The following is a 24,769-nucleotide window of genomic DNA, read 5'->3' as shown; positions in this document are numbered from 1 at the left end:
CGCTTCGCCATCGGGCACGGCCACCAATTCGGCGAGACCGACCATGTAGAGGACGACCGGGGATTGCGAAAGGCACGACCGGGCATGCGTCCGCCGTGCTCAGGACCGGCCGTCGTGGCCCGTGATCAGGCGCAGGCGGGCGCCGTCCTCGCGTTCGCGCTCCTCCAGGGCGACCTCGATCTGTTCCAGTGCGGAGCGCAGCCGGGGAAGGCGGCGGCGTTCGACCGCGCGGATGCGCTGCCGCGTGGCGGCGGCCTCGGCGTCGACGGCGGCCGCGGCGGCCGTCGCGGCGGCGTGCGCGCAGGCGGCTTCGAGCGCGGCCCGGCAGGCCCGCCGCGCCGGGGCCAGGGCGACGCCGGACGGCGACGGCGCGGACCCGACGGGCGCCTCGAAGCGGATGCGCCGGGGATAGGCCACCCCCATGAGGGAGGTGTGCTCCACGGTCAGGCCGGCGGGCTCTCCGGTCGTGGCCAGGGGCAGCACGCGGCGTCCGCCCAGCAAGGCGGCGCGCGCCAGCAGCCGGTCGGCCTCCCGGCAGCGGCGCTCCCATTCCGCGCCGGTTTCCTCGGCGACCCGGTGGAGCCCTGCCTGCTCGTCCCGCAGGATGCCGAGCTTGCGTTCCAGCAGGTCGAGGGCGGCTTCGGCGGCCGCGATGCGCTGCCGGAGCCAGAGCCGCCCCGCGCGCCCCCGCGGTCCGGTGTTCACCGCCCCCGCCCGAGGTGGTCGTCGATCATCTCGCGCGGCAGCATCGTGAGTTCGCGGCGCGGCAGGGCGGCGAGCGCCTGCCACGCCCTGTCCAGCGTCCGGTCGAGCGCGCGGGCCTCCGTCCTGCCCTGGGAGATGAGGGTCTCGCGGCAGGCGCGCTCGAAGTCGAGGTAGTGGCGGTCGGTGTCGCTGAGGGCGCCCGCTCCGATGAGCTCGCCGAGCTCGCGGGCGCGGCGGGCCCCGGCGAGGGCGGCCGTCGTCTGCGCGGCGACGTCGAGGTGGTCGGCGCGCGTGCGGCCGGGTCCGGCGGCCTTGCGCATGAGCCGCGACAGCGACTCCAGCGCGTCGACGGGCGGGTACACGCCGAGCGCGTGCAGCTCCTCGGACAGGACGATCTGGCCCTCGGTGATGTAGCCCGTCAGGTCGGGCACGGGGTGCGTGATGTCGCCGCCGGGCATCGTCAGGACGGGGACGAGCGTGACCGATCCGGGGCGTCCGCGGACGCGCCCGCACCGCTCGTAGAGGGAGGCCAGGTCGCTGTAGAGGTAGCCGGGGTAGGCGCGCCGCGCGGGGATCTCGCCGCGCGCGGCGGACACCTCGCGCAGCGCCTCGCAGTAGGACGTCATGTCGCCCATGACGACCAGGACGTGCCGCCCCTCCTCGAAGGCGAGGTGCTCGGCCGCGGTCAGCGCGATGCGGGGGGTGAGGGTCCGCTCGATCACGGGGGCGTCGGCGAGGTTGAGCAGCAGCACCAGCTCGCCGGAGGCGGAGCGGCCCTCCAGCGTCTCCCGGACGGCGGCGGCGTCGGCGTGGGTCAGGCCCATCGCGGCGAAGACGACGCAGAAGGGCTCGTCGCCCGCCGACGCCTGCGCGGCGATCTGGGCCGCCAACTCCAGGTGCGGGAGCCCGGCGCGGGAGAAGATCGGCAGCTTCTGGCCCCGGGCCAGAGTGGTGAGCGCGTCGATGGCGGAGATCCCGGTCAGCACCGGCTCGGCGGGCGGTTCGCGGTGCACGGGGTTCAGGGGGACGCCGGCCACCGGGGCGTCGGCGCCGCCCAGCACCGGCGGGCCGCCGTCGAGCGGCTGCCCCATCCCGTCGCAGACGCGTCCGAGCCAGGCCGTCCCGACCGGGACGCGCAGCGGCGCGCCGCTGAAGGTGACACGCATGCCCTCCGTGCGCAGGCCGCCGGTGCCCTCCAGCACCTGCACGAGCACGCGGTCGCGCGCGGTGTCCAGCACGAGCCCGTGGCGGTCGGCGTCCGGGCCCCTGTCGTCCGAGGCGTCGCCGCCTGCGCGTTCGGTCTCTGCACGGTCGTCTTCTGGGAGGTTGTCGTCCGGGCCGATCTGGATGTCGGCGAACTCGTCCCATCCGACGCTCCCGGCGCCCGTCACGACCACGAGCGGTCCGCGGACCCGCGCGATCCCGGTGTAAGAGGGCCTCGGCCAGCCGCCGCGCCCCGCCGCCTGCCGCGGGTCGGCGTCCCCGGTCACGGCAGCCCGTCCAGCCTGCTCAGGATCGTGTCGCGGCGCTCGCGGACGTCCGCCGCGGTCCGGGCGTCCTCGCGGGCCCGCACGAGGGGCGAGTAGTCCACGTCCTCGATGGCGGAGGCGGCGACTCCGCGGCCGGCCAGGTCCTGGCACCGGTCCACCACGGCGAGGACGGCATCGGTCAGCGCGGCGGTGCGCTCGGGGGTGCAGGAAGCGTCGTTCGGGCTGAGGGCGCTCTGCTGCAGGACGCCTTCCCGCAGCAGGCGCCCTGCCACGAGCGTCACGCGTTCGGCGGCCGGCAGCGTCCCGGTGCCGACGAGCTCGGCGAGGGCGGTCAGGCGGTCGGCCTCTGCCAGCAGGCCCGCCGTGCGCGCGCGGCGATGCGCCCACTCCGGGTCTCCGGCGGCGGCGTGGCTGCGCGCCAGGACCGGGACGTCCCTGGCGAAGGACCCCGACCAGGAGACCGCCGGGTAGTGCCGCGAATAGGCCAGGTCCTTGTCCAGGCTCCAGCGCGCCCGCACGAACCGTTCGGTGTAGGCGGTGACGGGCTCGGTCATGTCACCGCCCGGCGGGGACACCGCGCCGATGACGGTGACCGAGCCCTCGGCGCCGTCCCGCGTCCGGACCCGTCCGGCGCGCTCGTAGAAGGCGGCGAGCGCGGACGGCAGCGCGGCCGGATAGCCCTCCTCGCCGGGCAGCTCCCCGGCCCGGGAGGCGAACTCGCGCAGCGCCTCCGCCCACCGCGAGGTCGAGTCGGCGATGACGACGGCGTCCCTGCCCTGGTCGCGGAAGTACTCGGCCACGGTGACGCCGCTGTGCACGCCCGCCTCGCGGGCCATCATCGGCATGTTGGAGGTGTTGGCGATGACGACGGTGCGGTCGGCGAGCCTTCCGCCCGTCCGGGGGTCGTCCAGCTCCGCGAGTTCTTCGAGCACGTCGGCCATCTCGTTCCCGCGCTCGCCGCACCCGACGTAGACGATCACGTCGGCGTCGCACCACTTGGCGACCTGCTGCAGCAGCATCGTCTTGCCCGTCCCGAACCCGCCGGGGACGGCGACCGTCCCGCCGAACGGCACGGGGAAGAGCAGGTCGATGACGCGCTGCCCGGTGTGCAGGGGCGTGTCGGCGTCGAGCCGCTCGGCATAGGGGCGGGGCCGCCGGACCGGCCAGTACTCCGTCCGGCGCGCGTCCGCCTGCACGGCGCGGGTGGACGGGTCGAGCCAGACCCCCGCATCGCTCAGCGGGCGCAGCAGCCCGTCGAAGACGCCGCCGAGCAGGTGCGGGCCCAGCGGGGCGGACAGGGCGCGGCCGGTCGTGGCGGCGGCCGCGCCGGGCGCGAGCCCGCCGGTGTACTCGTAGGCCTGGACGGTGGCCGCGTCGCCCTCCAGCGCGACGATCTCGCCGGGGAGGCGGGCCGGGCCGAGCTCGACCACGTCGTTCATCGCCGTGCCGCGCATGCCGGACGTCTCCACGAGGGGGCCGTTGACGCGGGTCACCTCGGCGCCCACAGCTCCGCCGCCTCCGTCCCGAGAGCCGCCACCGCCCGGTCGGTGAGGGCGCGGGCGGACAGGTCCACCTCCGCGTCGGGACCGCGGGCGACCAGGCCGCCGCCGCTCGCCCGCCCGACGAGCGCGCCCGACCCGAGCAGTCCGCGGGCCCTCGCCGTCAGCGCCCGCTCGTTCGCCGGGGCGTCCGGGCCGTCGAACAGGGCCCGGACCTCGCCGCCGATCCGGCGGCGCAGCTCCTCGTAGGCCTCCCTGCGCGCCCGCAGGACGATCGCGCGCGAGGCCGCGCGCGCCCGGGAGCGCTCCGCCGCGGCGGCCAGCGCCCCGTCGGCGCGTCCCGCCGCCCGCGCGTCGTCCAGGATCCGGGCCGCCTCGGCGCGGGCCCGGCCCACGATCGCGGCGGCGTCGCGTTCGGCGTCGGCGACGAGGCGGGCGGCCTCGGCGCGGGCGCCGTCCGCCAAGGCCGCGCGCACCGGTGCGAGCGCGTTCTCGATGCGACGGTCACCGGTCACGGCGGCATCACCACGGTCAGGACCCCTGGACGCCGGTGGCGCGCGTCCTCCAGGACTTCGGCGGCGGCGGGCGTCATCACCACGACGGCCACCTCGTCGTCGAGCGCCTCCCAGGCGGACCGGACCTCCCCGGCGCCGTCCGCCGGGCTGACCAGCGCCCCGGCGAGTCCGTAGCCCTCCACACGGGCGCGCTCCCCCAGCACGGCGACACGGCCGGCGGCGCTTCCCCCGGTACCGTTCGCGGAGCTCATGCCTTCCCGATCAGGATGATGCCGATGATCAACCCGTAGATGGCGATGCCCTCGGCGAGCCCGACGATGACCATCGCGCGCCCGAACAGCTCGGGGCGCTCGCTCAGCGCGGCGAGCGCCGCGGCGCCGGTGTAGGCGACCGCGACGCCGGCGGCGATCGAGGCCCCGGCGACCGCTATCCCGGCGCCCACGTACGGGGCCCAGTTCGCGGCCGCCACCTGCCCGGCCGCCATCACGCCTGTGGACATGCGGCGTCCACCTCCTCTGCCGTCATGCGGATGTGCCAGGGCCGGAACGGCCGGCCCTGCGCGTTGAAGAGCCGGGAGAACAGCTCGTAGTACTCCAGCCGGAGCGCCTGCACGCCCGCGACGAGCGCCTCCAGGGCGAACGTCACCGCCGTCCCCAGAACGAAGAGGACCACGGCGAGGACCGGCATGACGCCGCCGTGGCGCCACAGGGCGGCGGTACCCGTCCAGACGACCGCGGCCAGCGCCGCGTGCGTCAGCCCGAACGCGGCCAGCCGCGCGAACGACACCACGTTGGCGCCCAGCCGCACGACCAGGTCGAACAGCTCCACGACGGCTTCGACCGCGCCCGTGCCGCCGCCGCCCGCCCGCGCGAGGAAGCCGGTGAAGGCCAGCACCAGGCCGAGGACCGCGAGGGCGCCGCCGGCGACCGCCGCGACGGGGCGGTGGAAGTAGAAGCCCGCCGCGAGGGCGCCCGACCCGAGGAACACCGAGGCGCCGGATATGCCGGAGGGCTCGTACAGCGCCGCGGACCAGCCGCCCTCCCTCCACCGGTTGACGATGCCCAGCGCGTAGGCGCCGGCCAGCAGGGCCGTCCCGAGGCCGACCGCGAACACCATCAGCTCGACCGGGCTGTCGAGCGGCGAGAGCCACAGCCGGGGGACGACGCCGGTCGGCCCGAAGAACTCCCCGTACAGGACCCCGAACGCCGTGGCGGCGATCCCGGCGCCCAGCACGAACGGCCACGCCCGCCGCCACCGCGCCGGCGGGCGCGGCCACCCGGCCGCCAGGGCCGCGGCGGCCGCCACCAGCATCAGCCCGTGGCCCGCGTCGCCGAACATGATCCCGAACATCAGGACGTAGGCCGCCGACGCGAGCGGGGTCGGATCGAGGTCGGCGTACGGGACGGGCCCGTAGGTCGCCACCAGCGGCACGAGGGAGCCGCGCAGGCTGTCCCGGCGGTCCTCCCCCGCCAGCAGGGTCGGCGCCTCCACGCCGCGCGGGTGCGGCAGCCGCACCAGGGCGGCGCCGACCTCGGCGAGCCGGGCGGCCAGCGCCGCGTGGGCCGCGCGGGGCATCCACCCGACGACCGCGGCCACATGCCCCTTCCGGACCGCGGCGTCGGCGCGCTCCCGCACCTGCGCCTCTCCTTCGACCAGGTCCGGGCGGTTGCGCTCGGCCAGCCGGCGCGGATCGGGCGCGAACGGGAGGACCGCCGGTTCCAGACCTCCCGCCCCTGGCAGGGGCCGTGCGGCGCCGCCCGGTCGGCCGTGGGGGCGCGGACCGGGCTCGGGCTCGACCACCCCGGCGTCCGCCACCCGCGCAAGGGCGTCGCGCAGGGACCCGGCGGGGGCCACGACCGCGACGCGCGCCATCCGCACCGGCCACAGGCTCTCAGGCCACCTCATCGTAGGCCTCCGCCGATCCGCCGCCGAGCGCCGCCGCCTCCAGCGCGGCGCGGACCCGCCGGACGTCGGCGGCCATCACGGCCACCGCCCCGACGACCGGCTCCATGCCGAACGCGGAGCTGCGCAGCATCGCCTCGCCGTCCCGCTCCAGCCGCCGCCAGCAGCGGATCTCGGCCCGCCAGAGGTCCGCCGCGTCGTCGACGCCCTCAAGGGGCCGGCGGGCGTTCCGGCCCAGGCGGTCGGCCATGGCGGGCAGGGTGGGCGCCTCCAGCGCCGCCCGGCCGAGCAGCCGCGCCGCCCGTCCGGAGGCGTTCTCGGGGAGCTCGCGGCCGTCGCCGAACCGCTCGCCGGCGACGAGCACGGCCGCCGCCCCCGCCGCCCAGGCGCCGGCGCGCGCCCCGAGGCCGGAGACGCGCGAGGCCCACGACAGCCTGAGGAACAGCCGGACGTCGTACGGGTCGGCCGACCCGGGATCGCCCCACGGCGAGGCGGCGAGGCGTTCGCGCACCGCCCCCGCGTCCGGCGCGTCCGCCAGGTGCGGCCACGCGGTGGCGAGCGCCCCGAGCGCGTACGGTTCCTCGGCGGGCCGGTCCTCCAGTCGCTGGAGCAGGCCGTCGACGTTCGCGACCTCGAACCATCCGGCCATGGCCCGCATGGCGGCCACGGCCCGGGGCGGAAGCCAGCCCGCCAGGACGCGCAGATGCCAGAGCAGCGAGCCGGCGACCGCGTGCTGCGCCGCGTCCAGCCCGGGCGCCGCCGGAAGCCGCTTCCCGTAGGGCGTCGCGGCCAGGCCCGCCAGCGCCTCGGCCAGAGAGCCCGCCTGCGCGAGCGCTCTGCCCCGGCCCGGGCCGAGCACGTTCCGCGCGAGCGCCCGGGCGCGGACCTGGCCGGCGACGAAGCCCGCGGTCATGGCGCCGCCCTCGTCTCGTCCAGGAGGCCGCCGACGAACCCCATGGCGCGGGCCACCAGGCCGTCCAGCCGGGTCGCCGCGGCCTCCCGGACCCGTCGGGCCTCGTCCTCCGCGGCGGCCCGCAGGGCCTCTCCCTCCTCCTCGGCGGCCCGCAGCGCCTCGGCCGCGGCCGAGGCCCGGACGCCGGCGGCCGCGGCGCGCGCCCGCTCCACCAGGCCGGCCGCCTCCTCGCGGGCCGCCTCGGTGAGGTCCCGCGCCCGGTCGTGCGCCGCCGCGACGACGCGCCTCCGGTCCTCCTCGGCTTCCGCCAACCGGGCGAAGACCGGTTCCAGCTCGTCCTCCACGGGCCGGCGCTCCGCCGGGGCGGCCGCCGCCGGGCCCGGCGCTCCCGCCGGACGGAACCGCTGCAGAAGGTCGTGGAGTGCCGGCACCCGCGCCTCCCCCTGGACTCGTCTGCTCGGTCTCCCCGCCGGCCTTGAACGCGCCGCACGCCGCCGCGGCCGGATGACTCCCTCCGCAGCACGAAGATCCCCTTCACGCGGCGACACAAACAGCGAGCAGGAGATCACACTCGGCGATCAATGGTGAGGCGTGCCCGGGCGATCACGCCGCCCGGCCGCTGACGCGGTCGTCCGCCGGGGAGCCGACGACGTCCTCGGCGAGGAGGTTCTCCAGTGCCGTCATGTGGCCCCTCTGGGCGGCGTCGAGGAAGACCGCCAGGAAGCGCCGGTAGTCGTCGACGTCGATCGGCTCCCGCCGGGCGCTGCCCAGGTGCCTGCGCGCGCGGCTCACCAGCTGGCGGACGTTGACCGGGCTGACCTGGATGATCTCCGCGATCCGCTCGTAGGGGTAGACGAAGGCCTCGCGCAGGACGTAGGCCGCCCGCTGGGCCGGGGTGAGCCTCTCCAGCAGCACCAGCAGGGCGCGTTCGAGCGCCTCGCCCCGCTCGGCCCCGACGGCGGGATCGTTGCCGGGGTCGACCAGTTCGGGCAGCAGGGAGCCCAGGGAGGTCACGCTGCGGACCCGCGCGGACCGCGCGGTGTTGATGGACAGCCGGGTCGTGATCAAAGCCAGGAACGCCGGCGGGTTGACGATCGTCGCGCGGTCGGAGCCCTGCCAGCGCAGCCAGGTCTCCTGGACGATGTCCTCGGCCTCCGCCGGGTCGGCGAGCACCCGGTAGGCGATGCCGAAGAGGCGCGAACGCACCTCGGTGAACGTCTCGGCGGCCTGGTCGAGGGAGTCCGCCCGGTCTCGTTCCTCAAGAGCAATGCTCATTCCAACCTCACGACGATAGTGTCCGATTCCGCCTGTCAAGCCGTTCTCCGAGTGGCCGTATCCGTGGGTTGCGCTCCTCATGCACTCACCATCTCGTCTAGGGTCGAATGGGGCATGACACAAATGCATGAGATCGCGTAGGTGCAGCTCAGAGCACGAGTAGGAGCTGTCACAGCAGAATTGTCAAGGCAGCACCGAAAGGCTGGAAGCGCACCGCCGATACGGTTCCAGCCTTCCTTTCAGGAATGGTCAGCCCGCGTCGCGCTCCAGGTAGGCGCGCGCCAATTCCACGCGGGAGTTCACGCCGAGTTTGCGGAACGTGTGCATGACGTGAGTGCCGACCGTGGCGGGCGACAGGAAGAGCCGTTCGGCGGCCTGGCGGTTGGTCGCCCCCGTCGCCACGAGCGCGGCGACCCGGCGCTCGGCGGGCGTGAGCGCGTCCCATCCCTGCACTCGGCCCGCCTCGACTGCCCTCTCGGATGCAGCCGCGGGAACTGTCTTCGGCGCCGTCCCGCCGAGAGCGCCCAGGAGGAGGTCGTGCCGGAACGTGAGGGGGTCCGTAGGACGGACGAGACCGGCGTCGACGGCTTCCTGGAGGGCCGCCACGACCTCGGCGAGGGTGCGCCCGGCGAGGTCGGCGAGCTGGCGGGCCTCCAGGTCGCGGCCGAGCGACGACGCGAGCCGGATCACGTCCTGGGCGGGCGGGGACAGGTGGCCCAGCAGGCGTTCCGCGGAGCCGTAGGAGGGGACCGGGGAGCGCCGGCCGGTCAGGTGCGCGACCGCGCCCGTCCGGGTCACGGCGCCCTCGCGGAGGAGTCCGCGGACCGTCCCGGTCACCAGCTCCGGCAAACCCTCGGCCTGCCGGAGCAGGTCGAGGACGTCGCGGCCCGGTTCGGCGCAGAGCAGATCCCGGGCGATCTCGGCGACCGCGTCCTCCGGCAGCCGGTCGAGACGCATCGTCCGGGCGCCCGCGTCGGCGAGCCGGGCGAGCGTCGCCCGCACGTCGGCGCCGGGGGAACCGGTGCGGACGGCGAGCAGCCAGCGGATCGGGAGGGAGCGGAGCCGGGCCGGCAGGATGCGCAGCGCCAGGAGCGTCCCGGCGTCGCACCACTGAAGGTCGTCGATCACGACGAGGAGCGGCCCGTCCAGCGCCGCCTGACGCAACCGGTCCTGCACCGTCCGGACCAGCCAGAAGCGGTGCTCGGGCGACTCGGACAGCGTCCGGAGGTCGGCCGCGCCGGGGAGGGGGGGACCACCGGACGCCAGCGTCCCCAGCAGCGCGCTGAACGGGACGCTCTGCCGCTCCCGCTCCCCCGTCCCCCTGAGAACGCGGATCGCGAGGTGCTCCGCGAAGGTCCGGGCCTCCTCCGCGAGGCGGCTCTTACCGGCTCCCGGGTGTCCCTCGACCAGCAGGACCCCTCCGCGTCCGTCGCGCGACCGCGAGATCCATCCGGCCAGTTCGGCGGCCTCGGCTTCGCGACCCCGCAGCGGCCCCGTCTCGTGCTCGACCGCCATGGCTCCTCCGTTCGGCCTTCCCGGCGGCACCCCACCACCGGCACGATCCACTGTGGCCGGGAGCGCCTCGCGGTCGCATCGGGGAGAGTCCCTTGCCCGCACCCCTGGGGGACCCCCGGGGCACCCGGGGGTCCCCCAGGGAGTGCGCGCGGACCACACCCGGGAGCCATGACCCCGGAGCCCGGGCCGCCACCCAGCACCAATTACCGCCCAGACAGGGCGATCACCAAAGAACTAGCGCTGACCAGCGCGAACGCCCCGGGAGCCGCCTCGAACAAAGCCTGTTCGCACGACTGCCCCCACTCCCGGAGCCGGCGCGCGGCCTCCTGCTACCGGGCCACGGCCCCAACCGGTGACCCCGGGGGCTGCGGCGAGCGCGGCCCTAGGCGTGGCGGACATAGAGGTCGCCAAGGCGCTCGTCGCCAGCGCGCGCGTCAGCTTCCGCCCCCTGGTGCGATCGGCCATCTACCGGGCGACGGCGCCGCGCGCCTGTACGCGAGCGCCCGCGCCCGTCGGGCACCCAATCGGCGCAAGCAGCTCGCGCCCGATCAGGTCGACGAGGCCCTTTGGGTCGGCCTTTTGGGGGCGGGGCCGCCTGCCTCGTGTGACAGGACGAGGCGGGTGAGGTCGACGCGGGAGCGGATGCCCCATTTGGCGAAGATGCTCCGCAGGTGGGTGTTCACCGTGTGCCGCGACAGGAACAGCTGCTCGGCGACCTGGCGGTTGGTCGCGCCCTGCGCCACCAGCCGGGCCACGCGCGCCTCCGCCGCGGTCAGGCCCCATCGGGCCTCGTCCCCGACCTCTCGGAGGCGCGGCGGACGGCGCACGCCGAGCAGGCGCAGCCGCCTCCGCACGCGGGCAGCGTCGCGGGCGGCGCCCGACTCCTCGTACAGGTCGAGGGCGGCGTCCAGGTAGTCCGGCGCGGCGGGGTCGCCGTCCGCGCCGAGGGCGCGTCCCGCGTCCTCGGCCGCGGACGCGTGGACCAGCGGGCGCTCGGCGTCCTTGAGCAGTTTGACGGCGTGCTGAAGCAGGTCGGGGTCGTCGTCGACGATTCCGCGCGCCTGGAGGGCGAGGCCGCGCAGGAGGGGCACCGCCGGGTCGAGCCCTGCCGAGTCGAGTGCGGCGGCGCGGTCCGCGGCGGCGGCCGCGAGGCCGGGCAGCCCGGCGGCCGGCGCGAGGCGCGCGAGCACGACATGGTCGGCCGGGTCGGGCGGAGCGCCGGGCGCCGGGCCCGCGGCGTCCGCCCCCTGCCAGGCGAACTCGACCAGCTCGGCGACGCGGGCGGTGTCGCCGAGGGCGTCGGCTGCCAGCGCGGCCAGCCATGCACCGGTGCGCCGCACCGCCGGCGCCTCGGCGGCCATCATCCGCGCGCCGTCGGCGGCGCAGCGGCGGAGGCCGTCCCGGTCCCCCAAATGCACCGCCGCCCGGCCGAGCGCGTACCGGGCCGTGGCGTCGGCGAAGTCGCCCGCCTCCGGGTCTCCGGCGGAGTCGAGGGCGGCGGCGGCCTCGGCACGGGCGGCGGCGAGCCGGCCCGCGTCGAGCAGGACCCGCGCGCGAGTCATCGACCACGGAAGGGCCGCGGCCGCGTGCCCGAACCGCCGGGCCCCGCGTACGCCCTCATCGGCCTCCCGCAATGCCGCCCCGACCTGCCCCGACGCGGTGAGGAGCAGCGCGCGCCCGCAGGCCTCCGGGGTCCCGGGCACGAGCTCGGCCCGCGCCGGGACGGCGGTGTCCGCCGCCCCGGCGCCCTGGGCGAGACGAACCTCCGCCGCCTGGCGCCTCAGGGAGCGGCGCAGCGCCGAAGGGAGGGCCTCCCAGAGCGCCTCCCGGACCAGGTCGTGCCGGAAGTCCAGGAGAGTGCCCGTTCGGGTGAGGAGTCCCGCGCCGACCGCCTCGTCAGCCACCGCTGCGGTCTCGCCGGCCGAGGCCCCCGTGAGCCCGGCCAGTTCGTCGGCGGTGAAGGCCCGGCCGAACACGGAGGCCGCTTGCAGGCCGTGCCGGGCGGGCGGCGACAGCTGGTCGAACCGGCGCCGGACGAGGTCGAGGAACCGGCGCGGGATCGCCTCGGCGGCCGTCGAGGCGACACCGGCCCGAACCGTGATGAGCCCCTCCTCCCGCATGCCGAGGAGCAGTTCGGCGACCAGTTGCGGTATGCCGTGCGCACGCCGCGCCACGCGCATCACGTCGTCGCCCGGCTCGGCTTGGAGCAGATCGGCCGCCAGTGCCCTGACATCGTGGTCGGACAGCGGCCCGAGGACGATCCGGTAGTCCTCTCCGGGACGCCTCGGCAGTGAGAACGCCTCGTCCGCGCCGCCGGGACCTGGACTCACTGCGAGCACCCAGAGGAGGGGGAGGTCTATCAAGCTCACCCGCAACGTCGCCAGCGCCTCCAGGGTCACCGGATCGCACCACTGCACGTCGTCGAGGCAGACCACCAGCGGCCTTTCAGCCGCACTCCGCGCCAGCCTGTCCCGGATCTCCCGCAGCGTCCATGACCGCAGGTCCGCCGCGCCGACGGCGGGGAGCGCGAGGGGGTCCGGCAGCGGCTCCGGACCGGCGGACAGGGCCTCCAGCAGCGGGCCGAAGGGGACCGGGAGGCCGCCGGGCACCCCGGCCCCGTGCAGGCAGGGCAGGCCCGCGGCGACGGCCAGGGCACGGGTCTCCGCGAGCAGCCGCGACCTCCCCGAACCCGCGGGCCCCTCCACCACGACCACCCCGCCCTCTCTTGCGCCCAGCGCGGCGAGCCGCTCCCCCAGCAGCCCCGCCTCGGCCTCGCGGCCGCGCAACGGAAGGTCGCCCCGCTCCGGAATCGTCCCCTCGACCGTCATGACTCCTCCGTTCGCACTGCCGCGAATGCGCCTCGCCGACACGCCATCGCCGGCAAGAGAAACTGTGGCCGGGCCCGTGTCGCGCTCGCATCGGGGACATGCCCTGGCGCGGGTCCCTGGTGGGGATCCATCCCCCGGGCCCGTGCCTGGTCGGGCCACTCCCGGTACGGGGCACGCGCGTCACTCACGGGTGCGGCCGGTCCGGGCGGAAGACGCCTCGGTCAGGTCGCGATCAAGCCTTCGGTGGTGGATCGGCCGTCGTCCCTCGGGTTCCTGCCCGTGGAGGCGTCGCGCGGCGCCGTGGGCCGTCCGGCACCGCGCGGCGCAGCCGCGGCTCCGCTCACTCCCCGGCGTCGACGGCCTCGATGATGGAGGCGGCGACGGCGTCCGGCTGGGAGGCGGCGACGGCGTGCGAGGCGCCGGCGATCTCCCGGGTCCCCCGCGAGGAGGCGCGGTCGGCCATGAACCGGATCGCCTCGGCGGGGATGTTGCGGTCGCTCCCCCCGAAGACGAACCAGGACGGCTTGGTGCGCCAGGCCGGCTCCGCCGCGCCCAGCCCGTCGGTCAGGGCACGCTCGGTCACCGGGCGCTGGGTCACCGCCATCAGCGCGGCCTCGCCGGCGTCCAGGTCGGCGCAGAACTGGCCGTGGTACTTCTCCTCGTCGATCCGGAACTCGTTGCCCCCGGACGCGACCGGATAGGCCACCAGCGCGTCGCCCAGGGTGCTGCCCGCGAACTTGCCCGACAGCGCCAGGGCGCTCTCGCCGGTGTCGGGCGTGAAGGCGCCGACGTAGACCAGGGAGCGGACGGCCGGGACGCCGGCCGCCGCCTGGCTGATCACCATGCCGGCGTAGGAGTGGCCGACCAGGACGACCGGCCGGTCGAGGCCCAGGATCACGTCCCGGACGTAGGCGGCGTCGCCCGCCAGGTCGCGCAGCGGGTTCGCCGCGGCGACGGCGCGCAGCCCGCGGCCGTGCAGGCGTTCGATCACCCGGTTCCAGCTGGCCGACTCGGCGAAGGCTCCGTGGACGAGGACGACGACGGGATTCTCGGTGGTGCTCATGAGTCTTCCTTTCGGGTCTGCAGCGCGGCCTTGAGGGTCGCGATGGCTTGCGCGGTCGCTGCCCGTGCGGCGTTGGTGTCGCGGACGGGGTTGAGCATCATGAAGTCGTGGAGCGTGCCGTTGTAGCGGACGCTGGTGGTGGGCACGCCGGCCTGGGTGAGGCGGCGGGCGTAGGCCTCGCCCTCGTCGCGCAGCACGTCGTTCTCGTCCACGATCACGAAGGCGGGCGGGAGCCCGGCCAGGTCCTCCAGGGTGGCGCGCAGCGGCGAGGCGGTGATCTCGGCGCGCTCTTCGGGACTGGTGGTGTAGGCGTCCCAGAACCACGCCATCGCCTTGGCGGTCAGGTGCGGGCCGTCGGCGAACTCGCGGTAGCTGCCGGTGTCCTGCGCGGCGTCGGTGACCGGGTAGTACAGCGACTGGTGCACGAAGGACACGTCGCCGCGGCGCTTGGCCAGGATGGCCAGCGCGGCCGCCATGTTCCCCCCGACCGAGTCCCCCGCAACCGCCATGCGGGAGGGGTCCAGGCCCTCGGCCGCGCCGTTGGCGCCGATCCACTGCGCGGCGGCGTACGCCTGCTCGATCGCGACGGGGTAGCGGGCCTCGGGCGAGCGGTCGTACTCCACGAACGCCACCGCGGCGCCCGCCCCGACGGCCAGTTCGCGCACCAGGCGGTCATGGGTGCCGGCGTTGCCCAGCACCCACCCGCCGCCGTGGACGTACAGCACGACCGGCAGCGCACCGGCCGCCCCGATCGGCCGCACCAGGCGGACCCGCACGTCACCCGCCGCAGCCGGCGCCGTGATCCACTTCTCGTCCACCTCGGGCATCTCCACCGGCCCGGCCTGGACCTCGTCCAGGAGCCTCCGGGCGCCCTCCACACCCCGCTCGTACAGCAGCGGCGGCTTGGCGGCCGCCTCGCCGAACTCCTGCGCGGCCGGTTCCAGAATGGGTTTGCTCATGCTCGTCTTCCTTTCTCAGTGGTGCTCCCGTCATCGGCCGGTCGGGGCTCCGGCCCCGTCCCGTCCTCACGGAAGTCGATCTCTCGGTGGGTTCCGTCGCACAGCGGCTTGTTCGCGGAATGGCCGCAGCGGCACAGCGTCATCCGGTTGCGGGTCTCCAGCGGGAGCCCGTCCGCGCGCTCGACCGGGACGCCGCCGGTGACCCACAGCGCGCTGGCCAGGCCGTGCTCCTCCTCCAGGACCGATACGGCCCGCGGGAGGTCCGGCTCGATCGACTCGCCGCCGCGCCGCAGGGCGTAGCTGTAGGACCCGGAGGGGCAGTGGTCGATCCGCCCCATGATGTCGGCGCGCACGTCGCTGTCCTCGGTGTCGGCGAGCATCGCGGCGATCGGCCTGGTGCGTCCGATGCAGAACGCGGCGTGGATGCACAGCTCGCCGACGCGCTGGGCCGAGATGCCGACCCCGTCGTGCACGTGCTGCAGCTCCTTGTACGGGCGGACGTCGGCCGTCTCGGTGCCGTCGAACCCGATCAGGGCGTGGGTCCCGTCGCAGAAGGGCTTCGCGCCCGACCGGCCGCAGCGGCACAGTGCGTAGGTGTCCTCGGTGGCGAGGGTCTCGCCGGTCTGCCAGGTCAGCGCGTCGTCCTCGGCGGAGACGATCTTGCGCTTGCGCCTGAGCGGCACCCTGCCGTAGACGAGGTAGGGGCCGTCCGGGAGCACGACGATCCGCTGCCGGTCGTCGGTGCTCCAGCGCCGGCGCTCGGGCGGGACGTAGGTGAACGTGGGTCCGGCCCTCATGCCCTCCACGTCGGGCATCCGCATGAGGGCCTGCGCCTGCGCCCTGAGCCCGTACATGGTGCCGGTGGCCACCGCGAGCAGCCTCGGGCTGCCGTTGAACGCCTGCTCCAGCAGGTGCAGGACGGCGCAGTAGGTGTGGTCGAACTCCTCCTGGGCCGTGCGGATCGCGCTGCCCGGAGCGTGGTCGGCGAGTCGCGGGTCGCGCCTCATCGGCAGGACGCCCGCGGGGTCCACGGCGATCGCCTCGCCGGTGGGCCCGGACCGCGGGGTGTCGCCCCGCCGGTAGCGCCGCCCGGCTCTGAGCTCCTGGAAGCGGTAGTAGTGGGCGACCTCGTCCCGCTCGGGGTGGTGGACGTCCTGGTCGCCGTCCCAGACCTCGCCGCGGGACGACCCCTCCCCCTCCTCGACGATCTCCCGCAGCGCGGTCAGCGCCGAGGCCAGATCGCCGACCGCGACCAGCCGGCCGGCGGTGTGCCGGAAATGCCCGGCGTGGACCTGGCGGGCCGGGTCCCCGGTGAAGACCTCCCGCTCGCCGAGCCGGTCGCACAGGTGGCGCAGCCCGTCCTCGACCGCGTCGTAGAACTGCCCGATCGTCTCGTAGGCGTCGCCCTCCGGCGGGGCCCCGGGCGGCGCCGGCCGTTCGAGCCTCAGGAACATGTCGAGCGCCTCTGGACCGAACGGAAGCAGCGACAGCACCAGCGAGGGGTCCGCGTGGGGCAGCCGCCGGGGGTGCGGCGGCAGCATCCGCGGCATGTCCAGCCTCGGGCGGCCGCCGACGGCGTTGAGCAGGTTCGCGGCCAGCGCCAGGTGGAGCATCTCCTCGACGAAGACGCCGGCCACCGCCTCGGCGGCCTCGGGGTTGCGCTCGGCGTCGAGCGAATAGAGCGCGCACAGGTACGGCGGCAGGGTGGCGTGCTCCAGCTCGATCGCCCACTGCAGATGCTCACGGAGCTCGTCGAGCGTGGCGATCCTCGCGGACCCGGCGGGCGCCGCGCGATGCCGTCCCTGCGGGGGACGGTTCATGGTGTCTCGGTTCATGGCGTCTCGTCCCGGAGGTCGTCGGTCTCCAGCTCCTGGGCCGCACCGAGCAGGTTGCGGAGCCCGAGCTGTTCGCGCCCCGCGTCGGCCGGGTCGAACAGCCACTCCGAGACCGGCAGGGCCGCGACCTGCTCGGCGTCGCTCGACGCCACCAGGTCCAGCTCGGCCTGGACCTCCGCCTCGAACTCGATTTCGAACTCGTTGTCACCGGTCGGACCGTTCATGGCTCCTCCACGCGTGGCCGGGGCGGACGGCGCCCCGAGCGGACGTCCGTCCGCATGGATCAGTTGCATCGAGATCTGTCCGGTGGCGAACAGACGGGTGAGGCTCCGGCTCTGGCGGACCGCCAGCGCGTGCGCGCGGTCGGCCCCGTGCTCGGCGGCGACCAGCGCGGCGGCCCGTTCGGCGCGGCGCGTCCACGACAGCGGCGCGCCGCCGGGCCGGTCGATCCGCTCGATCACTTCGAAGCCGGTGCCGGCGAGCAGCTCGTCGAGTTCCCGGCGGGTGGGGAACAGGTTGCCCTCCGGGGCCGGGAAGTCCTGCGAGTCCCAGGCGTCCAGCGGGTCGCGGGCCACGACGGCCAGGAGCCCCAGGGGCGCCCCGGGCCGCAGGACCCTGTGGATCTCCCGGAGCACGGCGGCCTTGTCCTGGACGGTGTCCAGCACCCCCAGGCACCAGGCGGCGTCGACGGACCCGCCGCGGAGCGGGATCCGGCCGCCGTCCGCCGTGACGACCGGCAGTCCGAACAGCCGGGCGGCGGCCCGGCAGGCGGCCGGCATCGGGTCCAGCAGGATCGGCCGGACCCCGAACCTCTCGGCCGCCCAGGCCGCCGGACCGCCGGCGCCCGCGCCCACGTCCAGCAGCCTGGTCCCGGCTCCCAGCTCGCACGCCTCCGCCAGCCAGGCCAGCCCCGCCGGGTCCGCGCTGCCGCGGCAGGCCGCCGGGATCGCGTACCCCTCGCCGAGGTGCTCGACGGCGTCGGCGGTCCATCCGGCGACGTCGCCGAACTCCGCGGCCATGGCCGATGCGATCATCGTGAATCCCCCCGTCCGGTCGCCCGCACCGGCATTCGCGCCGGGCCCACCGGGTCTTCGTGCGGTTGTCCGCCGTGCGGCTGTCAGGCGTGCGGTCGTCAAGAACGCCTGGGCGCCCGCAGATGCGCGCGCCGGGCGAGCTCCGCCTCGTCGACCAGGGTCAGCATCGGATCCCCCGGTGCGCAGAGCATCGTGACGACGAATCGGAGCGGCAGGTCCTCGCGGTTGTTGCCGTCCTGGTAGTGGACGACGTCGCCGCCCGGCTCCCAGAACGCCTCGCCCGCGGGTACGGGCCGCTCCGGCTCCCCCTCGATCTCCAGAAGCATCTCCCCCTCCAGTACGTACCCGAAGGCGGGACCCGAGTGCCGGTGCGGCGGTGCGCCGGGGTCGCCGGGCGGGTACTCGATGACCACGGTCATCGCGTGCGCGTCGGCGGGGACGAAGGGCGGCGCGGCCTCCTGGACCATCGTGAGCGCCGTCTGCCACGCGTTGGAGCGCGCCTTCGGCTCCGCGGCGGCCTGCTCGGTACCTGCCATGGGGTGTCTCCTTGACTCGTGGGTGTGCGGCCGGGGCGGGTGTCACGCGGCGGCGCTGCCCGCCAGCCAGTCGGCGTACTTGATCTCGCCGAGGGTCGCGGGGCCTACCGGCACGAGGTCGTGCTCGCGCATCTCGGCCCCGAAGTAGTGCGCATGCGGGTCGGTGACCACCTCGCGCGGGTCGCCCCAGGCCGCGAGGGCGCCGCGGAAGAACTCGTCCATGCGGAACCGCTCGGGGCCGGCGACCTCGGTCCGCCCGTTCAGCGGCGCGCCGGCCGCGGCCCTGCCGACCGCCTGGGCGACCTCGTCGCCCGCGATGGGCTGGAACAGCACCGGGGGCATCCGGACCGCACCGCCGTCGGCGGCCCCGTCGGCGATCCTGCGGGCGAACTCGAAGAACTGCGTCGCGTGCACGATCGAGAACGGGATCCCGGAGTCCTCGATCTGCTTCTCCTGGGCGAGCTTCGCCCGGAAGTAGCCGACGTCGGGCCGCCGCTCGGTGCCCACGACCGACAGCGCGACGTGGTGCCCTACCCCCGCCTCCTTCTCCGCGGCCAGCAGGTTGCCGGTGGAGGTCCTGAAGAAGGACAGCACCGCGGCGTCCTCGAAGGACGGGGAGTTGGACACGTCGACCACCACCGACGCGCCGGTCAGTACCTCGGCGAGTCCTTCGCCGGTGAGCGTGTTGACACCGGTGTCGGGCGCGGCCGGCACCGCCTCGTGGCCGTGCTCGCCCAGCCTCGCCGCGACCTTCGACCCGATCAGGCCGGTACCACCGATGATCACGATCTTCATGCCGCCTCCTGGTGCTCGGGATCCCGGTTCCGCCCGGTCGGCAGCTAAGACAGGGCACCCGCCCGCCCTGTGACAGCTCGCGGGAGAAACCGGCGAAAGCGGCCGCGTGCGGCGTTCGCTGTCACAACCGGGTGCACCGGCCTGTCTTAGCCGCAGGACGGGTCTGTCCCGCCAGGACGGACCCACGGGAAGACGGGAGCGAACCTGTGCCGCCAGAAGGTGCCGGATGCCGGATCCGGGTCCGGATGACCGCGCGCGCCATCGACGAGCCGCACCGCGCCTCGAGCCAGCTCGAGCTGCTGTTCGACCTCACGTTCGTGGTGGCGGTGGCGGCCGTCACCGCCGAGTTCGCGCACGACATCGCCGAGGGGCGCGCCCTGGCCGGGCTCGTGCCTTTCCTCCAGGTCTTCTTCGCGGTGTGGTGGGCGTGGATGAACTTCACCTGGTTCGCCTCGTCGTACGACACCGACGACGTCCCCTACCGGCTGCTGACCATGGTGCAGATGGCCGGCGTCCTGGTCATCGCCGCGGGCGTGCCGGCCGCGGCCGACCACGCCGACTACCGCGCCGTCGCGGCCGGCTACCTGGTCATGCGGGCCGCCCTCGTCGGGCAGTGGCTGCGGGCCGGGGCCGAGGACCCGGCGGGCCGCCGCACCGCGCTGCGCTACGCCCTCGGCATCACCGTCGCGCAGGCGGGCTGGCTGCTCTGGCTCGCCGCCTCGGCGGCGGGCGCCGTCCCCTCGGCGGCCCAGGTGCCGTGCTTCGCCGGCCTCGCCCTCCTGGAGCTCGCGGTGCCGCGGTGGGCGGAGCGCGCCGCCCCCACCGCCTGGCACCCGCACCACATCGCCGAGCGCTACGGCCTGTTCACGATCATCCTCTTCGGGGAGAGCGTCCTCGCCGCGTCCAACGGCCTCGGCGGGGCGCTCGAAGAAAGCGAGATCGGCGGGCCGCTCGTCGTCATCGCGGTATCGGGCCTCGTCCTGCTGTTCTCCCTCTGGTGGCTCTACTTCCTCGCCCCCGCCGGGGACGCGCTCGACGACCGCCGGCACCTGTCCTACCTCTGGGGCTACGGCCACTACGGGATCTTCGCCGGCCTGGCGGCCCTCGGCGCCGGACTCGAGGTGGCCGTCGAGCAGACCGGGCACGGGATCCAGGCGTCGCCGCTCGCGATCTGCTACGCCGTGGCGCTCCCGACCGCGCTGTTCGTCCTGATGCTCTGGACCGTCCACAAGCCCCTTCTGGCCGACCCGGTCCTGCGTCCCGCCGTGGTGCTGTGCGGGACCGCCGCCGTCCTGCTCCTGCCGCCGGCGGCGCCGCGGACCGGAACCGTCGCGGTCGTCGCGGCGATCGCCGCCGTCTGCGTCCTGATGACCGGCACCACCCTGGTCCTCATCCGGAGGGGGGCGTCGACCGGTCGCCGCGCCGACCGCGTCCGGCACCGCTCCCCGATCGGGTCTCCTCGCGAAGGAGCATGAAGAGGCCGGGGATCTGGCTCCAGCCCACCAGGTCCATGAGCTCGGCCAGATGGGGGGCGACCGATCGCAGGACCAGCCGCCGGTCCTGGAGTCCCAGCCGGCACGCTGCTGCGGCCAGGGCCCTGAGCCCGGCGACGTCGATGAAGTCGAGCTTCTCCACGTCCACCCAGACGTCGCCGGACCCGCGGGCCAGGACGCTGGACAGCGCGGTGGTGAAAGCGTCGAGTGTGGCCAAGTCGATCTCTCCGTCGACGACCAGGCGCGGCGGCTCGAAGGTGCCGTCCAGGCGCAGCAGCGCGCTGCGCACCCGCACCCCCTCGCTCGCGAAGCCCGGGCCGCTCCACGTCGGCAGGCGATCCCTGTGGCCGCTCATCCGGTCTGGCGAACGCTCGACGGTCTGGCCGGTCATCGTCGTCTCCATGGTCATGCTCGCTGTCGCTTTGCTGTTTGCACTTTTCTCACCGTCTCCTATCAGGCACCGATTCCGGCGCCCGCCGCCTCTGTTCGCAATGCCGACAGAGCGGCGTGAATTCTGACGAAAGCAAAGGCCGGCGCTCGCTTCCATAGTTGCGCGAAGTCCCACGGTGCCGCCCGTCACCTTCCGAAGCTAAGACAGATCGGCAGCGCGGTCTGTGACAGCTTGAAGGGAAAGCCGAATGGTGGAACAGCCGCCGGCCCTGGATCGCTTCCTTGTCAAACTGGGTGTCACAGCCTGCACGGCAGCCCTGTCTTAAAGGGTGAGGGGATTGGTCCGCGTCCACTCGCCAGGGAGGTAATTCCATGCCGGAGACCCCGTCGATTGCCGCCGAACAAAGGGCGTCGGCCGATGTATGCGCATTGGCGGCGCCCATGTCCGAGGGAGTGGATTTCCCTGCCGATCCGGAGAGCGGACGACAGCCCGCGACAACGGTCGAGGAGTCCCTCGATCCGGCTGCGGCGCAGGCGGCGGTCGCGCCGGAGCCGGCCGGCCGGGAGGCCGAGCGGCTGGCCGTGCTGGAGGAGCGGGACCGCATCGCCAGGGAATTGCACGACACCGTCGTCCGGCGGCTGCTGGCCACCACCATGATCCTGATGAGCGCGACCAAGGCCGCACAGAGGGCGGATGTCGCGTCCCGGCTGCGGCGGGCGGCGGACGAGTTGGACGCCGCCGTCCGGCAGCTCCGCTCGGCGGTCTTCGACATGCGGCCCGCCCCCGAAGACGAGGGCCTGCGCAGCCGGCTGCGAAGGGTGATCGACCACGCGGCCGCCGGTCTCGGTTCCGCGCCCTCGGTGCGGCTGGACGGCCTGCTGGACACCGCCGTGTCCGGCGGGACGGCCGAACACCTCCTGGCCGCCGCGGGCGAGGCGCTGGCCAACGTCGCCCTGCAGCCGCGGGTCACCTCGGTGCAGGTGACCGCCGAGCTCTGCGATCTCGGGGTGGCGCTGCGCGTGGAGGACGACGGAGCCGGCGTCCCCGACGGCAGGCGGCTCGGCGGCCTCGGCTCCCTGGCAGGCCGGGCGGCGGAGCTCGGCGGCTTCTTCCGAGCGCGCCCCCGCCCAGGAGGCGGAACGACCCTGCTGTGGTGGGTCCCTCCCGACGCCGCGGACGGCCGGAGCGAGAGCCGTTCCCCCCGGTCAGAGCCGGGTCACTGCTCCCAGAAGTAGCTGACCCGGACGCGCAGGTCGGCGCTCCATTCGATGTTCGCCCAGACCTGGACGCCCCCCTGGTACGGCCGGACGTTGTGGACGGTCATGCGGGCCGCTCCGATGAACGGGGCGTCGGCGTTGTCGACCTCCACGATGGAGGCGGTGACGCGCGTGTCGGGGGTGAACAGGTTCGAGGTGGCGTTGAGGATCACCTGGCCGTGCGCGACGAAGATGACGGTGGCGGAGAGAACGGCCGCGACGGAGCGCTCGGAGGGTGTCTCCATGCTCGAGTCGATCGTTTGCAGGTCCATATGCCCCTTTCTCTGCGGACTATATGGACAGTGTGCACCTGATCTATTACATAGCGTTATCTCGTGGGAGCCATAAGCGCCTTCCGAGGGACGAGACGTCCACCGGAAGGCGCCTTTCAGGTCCGCGCCGTCAGCGCAGGAGGGGGTGGCGGCGGATCACGGGGAGCCGTCCCCAGACCCGCCCGAGCCCGAGCGTGGTGCCGGCGTCGGCGAGCGCGGCGGCGACCAGCGTCGAGGCATAGATCCAGTGCATGTCCATGAAGGGGTTGGCGTCCGGCCACAGGGAGGCCGCCCACAGCATGGCGAGCAGCACGGTGCCGCCGATCGCGGCGAGCCGGAGGCAGATCCCGAGGAGGAGCGCGACGCCGAGGCCGCCGAGCCCGAACATGAAGAGGGCATCGACCCAGACCTTCCCCGCCATCGCGTGGAAGACCTCCTTGAACGGGCCGTCGGCATGGCCGAGGAAGCCCTTGGACGGCGAGACGCCGGACAGCCAGCCCTTCTCGGCGGGCTTGCCGAGGCCGAGGAGCTTGTCGGCGAAGGCCCAGATGAAGATCCAGCCCAGGAAGAGCCGTCCGGCGGCGAGGGCGTAGCGGGCGGGATGCTCGGCTGTCGCGGCCGAAGGGGGCCGCACAGGGGTCTCAACGGACATGGGAGAGGTCCTTGGGGCGGGGGGTATTGATAGTTAAGTTTCCTATTAATTAGCTTCCGGAGTCAAGAGGCCGCCGGGGCCTCAGTCGGCCGCGTTCCATAGGTCCGGGCCGAACACCTCGTAGTGGATGCGCTCGTCCGAGACTCCGGCGGCGGCCAGTCCGCGCCGGATCTCCCGCATGAACGGGATCGGCCCGCACATGAAGACGCGCGCCTTGCGCGGAAGCGGGAGCACGGCGACGTCGATCCGGCCGGGCCGGATGCCCTCGCCCTCGGCCCCGCCGGTGTCCTCGTACCAGGTCAGCTGCTGGAAGTCGGCCATCCGGGCGCCCGCGTCGGCGATCTGCCGCCGCAGCGCGTGCGTGCGCGGGCTCCGGTCGGCGTGCACGGCGAGGACGCGGCGGCCCGGCTCCACGGCGGCCAGATGGTCGACCATCGCGGCGACGGGGGTGATGCCGATGCCGGCGCTGACCAGGACCAGCGGATCGCCGTCGGCCTCCATCACCACGTCCCCGAACGGCGGGGACACCTCCAGCACGTCCCCTGCCTCGACGTGCTCGAACAGGAACGTCGAGACGGCGCCGTCGGGCGCGGGGCCGTCGCCGCGGACCCGCCGCAGCGTGATCTGGACCGTGTCCCCCGCCGTCCGCGACAGCGTGTACTGGCGGGGCTGGCGCAACCCGTCCGGGAGCGTGACCGCGACGGAGACGTACTGGCCGGGCCGGTGCGCGGGCACCGCGCCGCCGTCCGCGGGGGCGAGGACGAGCGAGACCGTGTCCTCCGCCTCGTCCCGCCGCTCCGTGACCCGCCACGGCCGGTACGGCGCGGCCGGATCGCATGCGGCCTCCTGGTACAGCCGGGCCTCCTCCGCGATGAGCAGCGTCGCGAACAGCCAGTACACCTCGGACCAGGCCGCGTGCACCTCCGGCGTCACCGCGTCGCCGAGCACCTTGGCGACCGCGTCCATCAGGTGGCGTCCCACGATGGTGTACTGCTCGGGACGGATGCCGAGCGAGGCGTGCTTGTGCGCGATGCGGGACAGGATCTGCTGGAACGGGATGGCCGACTCCTCGGCGACCAGGTGCTGGGCGAACGCGGCCACCGAGCCCGCCAGCGCCCGGCGCTGCTCGCCGTTGGCCTGGTTGCCCTGGTTGAACAGGTGCCGCAGCTCGGGGTGCGCGGCGAACATGGCGGAGTAGAACTCGCCGGTGATCGCGGTGCCGTTGGCGGCGACGGCGGGCAGCGTGGCCCGCACGGTCTCGGCGTGGTCGGAAGAGAGCATCAGAGACCTTCCTCTGCGGGGGACGCGGCGGCGGGCGCCGGCCGCGTCAGGGAGAGCGGGACCGGTTCGAGGGGATCGGTCGCCAACTCGCCCAGTCGCACCTGGTTCAGCGAAGCCAGGAAGGCCTCCTGCGCCGTCCGCAGCGCCCCGCGCAGGCGGCAGCCGCCGCGCAGGGGGCAGGGCGGACTGTCGCATTCGACCGCCTCCCCGGGACCTTCCAGCTCTCGGACGATCTCACCGACCGGGGTTTCGGTCACCCCGTCGGCGAGGACGACGCCGCCGCCCCGGCCGCGGGTCGTCCTGACGAACCCGGCGCGCCGGAGCCGCTGCACGATCTTCGCCATGTGCTGCGGCGGGACGCGCAGGCGCTCGGCCAGCTCGGCGGCGGACCGCCGCTCGTTCCGCGCGGCCAGCAGCATCAGCACGCGCAGGCCCAGATCGGTCGACTGAGTCAGGTGCACGGCTTGATCGTAGTTGAATCGGAATTCCAGAGTCTGATTTAGGCGTGTGGGGATCACCACAGGGTTTTCCGTGGGCCGTTTCAGCTGGTCCGGCGTATT

25 protein-coding genes are annotated in these 24,769 nt (G+C 74.7%); 2 read left to right on the top strand and 23 right to left on the bottom strand.

Annotated features, from left to right (window positions below; translation table 11 throughout):
• Positions 1-99: 99 nt before the first annotated feature.
• The 18 genes from K4S16_RS41450 to K4S16_RS41365 form a co-directional block, all read right to left on the bottom strand.
• On the bottom strand, positions 100-705 hold the full coding sequence (locus K4S16_RS41450) for a V-type ATP synthase subunit D (protein WP_160161222.1): 606 nt from the start codon (positions 703-705) through the stop codon (positions 100-102).
• A complete protein-coding gene (locus K4S16_RS41445) occupies positions 702-2,195 on the bottom strand; it encodes a V-type ATP synthase subunit B (RefSeq protein WP_149264593.1) in 1,494 nt (497 codons plus the stop codon). Before K4S16_RS41445 ends, K4S16_RS41450 begins: the two co-directional genes overlap by 4 nt.
• Positions 2,192-3,700 (bottom strand): V-type ATP synthase subunit A, encoded by a 1,509-nt coding sequence (locus tag K4S16_RS41440; protein WP_200842422.1) that lies wholly within the window; start codon positions 3,698-3,700, stop codon positions 2,192-2,194. The genes K4S16_RS41445 and K4S16_RS41440 overlap by 4 nt, the downstream gene beginning before the upstream one ends.
• Complete coding sequence (locus tag K4S16_RS41435) at positions 3,685-4,209, bottom strand: hypothetical protein (protein WP_149264592.1); 525 nt, start codon at positions 4,207-4,209, stop codon at positions 3,685-3,687. The genes K4S16_RS41440 and K4S16_RS41435 overlap by 16 nt, the downstream gene beginning before the upstream one ends.
• Positions 4,206-4,460: a hypothetical protein gene (locus K4S16_RS41430; protein ID WP_149264591.1), complete on the bottom strand. Its 255-nt coding sequence runs from the start codon at positions 4,458-4,460 to the stop codon at positions 4,206-4,208. Before K4S16_RS41430 ends, K4S16_RS41435 begins: the two co-directional genes overlap by 4 nt.
• Entirely contained in the window at positions 4,457-4,708 is a 252-nt protein-coding gene (locus K4S16_RS41425; protein WP_149264590.1) for an ATP synthase subunit C, read from the bottom strand. Before K4S16_RS41425 ends, K4S16_RS41430 begins: the two co-directional genes overlap by 4 nt.
• The gene (locus K4S16_RS46665; RefSeq protein WP_149264589.1) at positions 4,693-6,114 is read right to left on the bottom strand and encodes a V-type ATPase 116kDa subunit family protein; all 1,422 of its coding nucleotides are present in this window, start codon (positions 6,112-6,114) and stop codon (positions 4,693-4,695) included. Before K4S16_RS46665 ends, K4S16_RS41425 begins: the two co-directional genes overlap by 16 nt.
• Complete coding sequence (locus K4S16_RS44790; RefSeq protein WP_160161221.1) at positions 6,101-7,024, bottom strand: hypothetical protein; 924 nt, start codon at positions 7,022-7,024, stop codon at positions 6,101-6,103. Before K4S16_RS44790 ends, K4S16_RS46665 begins: the two co-directional genes overlap by 14 nt.
• Positions 7,021-7,455, bottom strand: a complete 435-nt coding sequence (locus K4S16_RS44785; RefSeq protein WP_160161220.1) for a hypothetical protein — start codon at positions 7,453-7,455, stop codon at positions 7,021-7,023. Before K4S16_RS44785 ends, K4S16_RS44790 begins: the two co-directional genes overlap by 4 nt.
• Before the next feature lie 172 nt (positions 7,456-7,627).
• On the bottom strand, positions 7,628-8,299 hold the full coding sequence (locus K4S16_RS41405) for a sigma-70 family RNA polymerase sigma factor (protein WP_149264588.1): 672 nt from the start codon (positions 8,297-8,299) through the stop codon (positions 7,628-7,630).
• Positions 8,300-8,548: 249 nt separating this feature from the next.
• Positions 8,549-9,814 (bottom strand): LuxR family transcriptional regulator, encoded by a 1,266-nt coding sequence (locus K4S16_RS41400; RefSeq protein ID WP_149264587.1) that lies wholly within the window; start codon positions 9,812-9,814, stop codon positions 8,549-8,551.
• Positions 9,815-10,362: 548 nt separating this feature from the next.
• A complete protein-coding gene (locus K4S16_RS46660) occupies positions 10,363-12,642 on the bottom strand; it encodes a LuxR C-terminal-related transcriptional regulator (protein ID WP_149264586.1) in 2,280 nt (759 codons plus the stop codon).
• Positions 12,643-12,982: 340 nt separating this feature from the next.
• Entirely contained in the window at positions 12,983-13,705 is a 723-nt protein-coding gene (locus K4S16_RS41390; RefSeq protein WP_149264585.1) for an alpha/beta fold hydrolase, read from the bottom strand.
• A complete protein-coding gene (locus K4S16_RS41385) occupies positions 13,702-14,664 on the bottom strand; it encodes an alpha/beta hydrolase (RefSeq protein WP_149264584.1) in 963 nt (320 codons plus the stop codon). The genes K4S16_RS41390 and K4S16_RS41385 overlap by 4 nt, the downstream gene beginning before the upstream one ends.
• Positions 14,661-16,499: a ferritin-like domain-containing protein gene (locus tag K4S16_RS41380; RefSeq protein WP_149264583.1), complete on the bottom strand. Its 1,839-nt coding sequence runs from the start codon at positions 16,497-16,499 to the stop codon at positions 14,661-14,663. Before K4S16_RS41380 ends, K4S16_RS41385 begins: the two co-directional genes overlap by 4 nt.
• Positions 16,496-17,533 (bottom strand): class I SAM-dependent methyltransferase, encoded by a 1,038-nt coding sequence (locus tag K4S16_RS41375; RefSeq protein WP_149264582.1) that lies wholly within the window; start codon positions 17,531-17,533, stop codon positions 16,496-16,498. Before K4S16_RS41375 ends, K4S16_RS41380 begins: the two co-directional genes overlap by 4 nt.
• Positions 17,534-17,631: 98 nt before the next feature.
• Positions 17,632-18,069: a cupin domain-containing protein gene (locus K4S16_RS41370; RefSeq protein ID WP_149264581.1), complete on the bottom strand. Its 438-nt coding sequence runs from the start codon at positions 18,067-18,069 to the stop codon at positions 17,632-17,634.
• 42 nt (positions 18,070-18,111) lie between these two features.
• The gene (locus tag K4S16_RS41365) at positions 18,112-18,864 is read right to left on the bottom strand and encodes an SDR family oxidoreductase (protein ID WP_149264580.1); all 753 of its coding nucleotides are present in this window, start codon (positions 18,862-18,864) and stop codon (positions 18,112-18,114) included.
• Positions 18,865-19,109: 245 nt separating this feature from the next.
• Here K4S16_RS41365 and K4S16_RS41360 point away from each other — a divergent pair, with 245 nt between their 5' ends.
• Positions 19,110-20,339 (top strand): low temperature requirement protein A, encoded by a 1,230-nt coding sequence (locus K4S16_RS41360; protein WP_149264579.1) that lies wholly within the window; start codon positions 19,110-19,112, stop codon positions 20,337-20,339.
• Here K4S16_RS41360 and K4S16_RS41355 read toward each other — a convergent pair.
• Positions 20,254-20,760 (bottom strand): STAS domain-containing protein, encoded by a 507-nt coding sequence (locus tag K4S16_RS41355; protein WP_160161219.1) that lies wholly within the window; start codon positions 20,758-20,760, stop codon positions 20,254-20,256. The genes K4S16_RS41360 and K4S16_RS41355 overlap by 86 nt on opposite strands.
• 428 nt (positions 20,761-21,188) lie before the next feature.
• On the opposite strand from K4S16_RS41355, the gene K4S16_RS41350 reads away from it, so the two are divergent.
• Positions 21,189-21,983, top strand: a complete 795-nt coding sequence (locus tag K4S16_RS41350) for a sensor histidine kinase (protein WP_160161218.1) — start codon at positions 21,189-21,191, stop codon at positions 21,981-21,983.
• Here the strand turns inward: K4S16_RS41350 and K4S16_RS41345 are convergent.
• The 4 genes from K4S16_RS41345 to K4S16_RS41330 form a co-directional block, all read right to left on the bottom strand.
• Positions 21,965-22,249, bottom strand: coding sequence for a hypothetical protein (locus tag K4S16_RS41345; protein ID WP_149264576.1), 285 nt, complete (start codon positions 22,247-22,249; stop codon positions 21,965-21,967). The genes K4S16_RS41350 and K4S16_RS41345 overlap by 19 nt on opposite strands.
• Before the next feature lie 157 nt (positions 22,250-22,406).
• The gene (locus tag K4S16_RS41340) at positions 22,407-22,928 is read right to left on the bottom strand and encodes a DoxX family membrane protein (RefSeq protein ID WP_149264575.1); all 522 of its coding nucleotides are present in this window, start codon (positions 22,926-22,928) and stop codon (positions 22,407-22,409) included.
• Between the two features lie 81 nt (positions 22,929-23,009).
• On the bottom strand, positions 23,010-24,209 hold the full coding sequence (locus K4S16_RS41335) for a globin domain-containing protein (RefSeq protein WP_149264574.1): 1,200 nt from the start codon (positions 24,207-24,209) through the stop codon (positions 23,010-23,012).
• Entirely contained in the window at positions 24,209-24,670 is a 462-nt protein-coding gene (locus K4S16_RS41330; RefSeq protein ID WP_149264573.1) for an Rrf2 family transcriptional regulator, read from the bottom strand. The genes K4S16_RS41335 and K4S16_RS41330 overlap by 1 nt, the downstream gene beginning before the upstream one ends.
• Positions 24,671-24,769: the final 99 nt, after the last annotated feature.

This window comes from Actinomadura sp. K4S16, assembly GCF_008327685.1.
Classification (GTDB): domain Bacteria; phylum Actinomycetota; class Actinomycetes; order Streptosporangiales; family Streptosporangiaceae; genus Spirillospora.
This window is presented reverse-complemented; position numbering and strand designations above follow the sequence as displayed.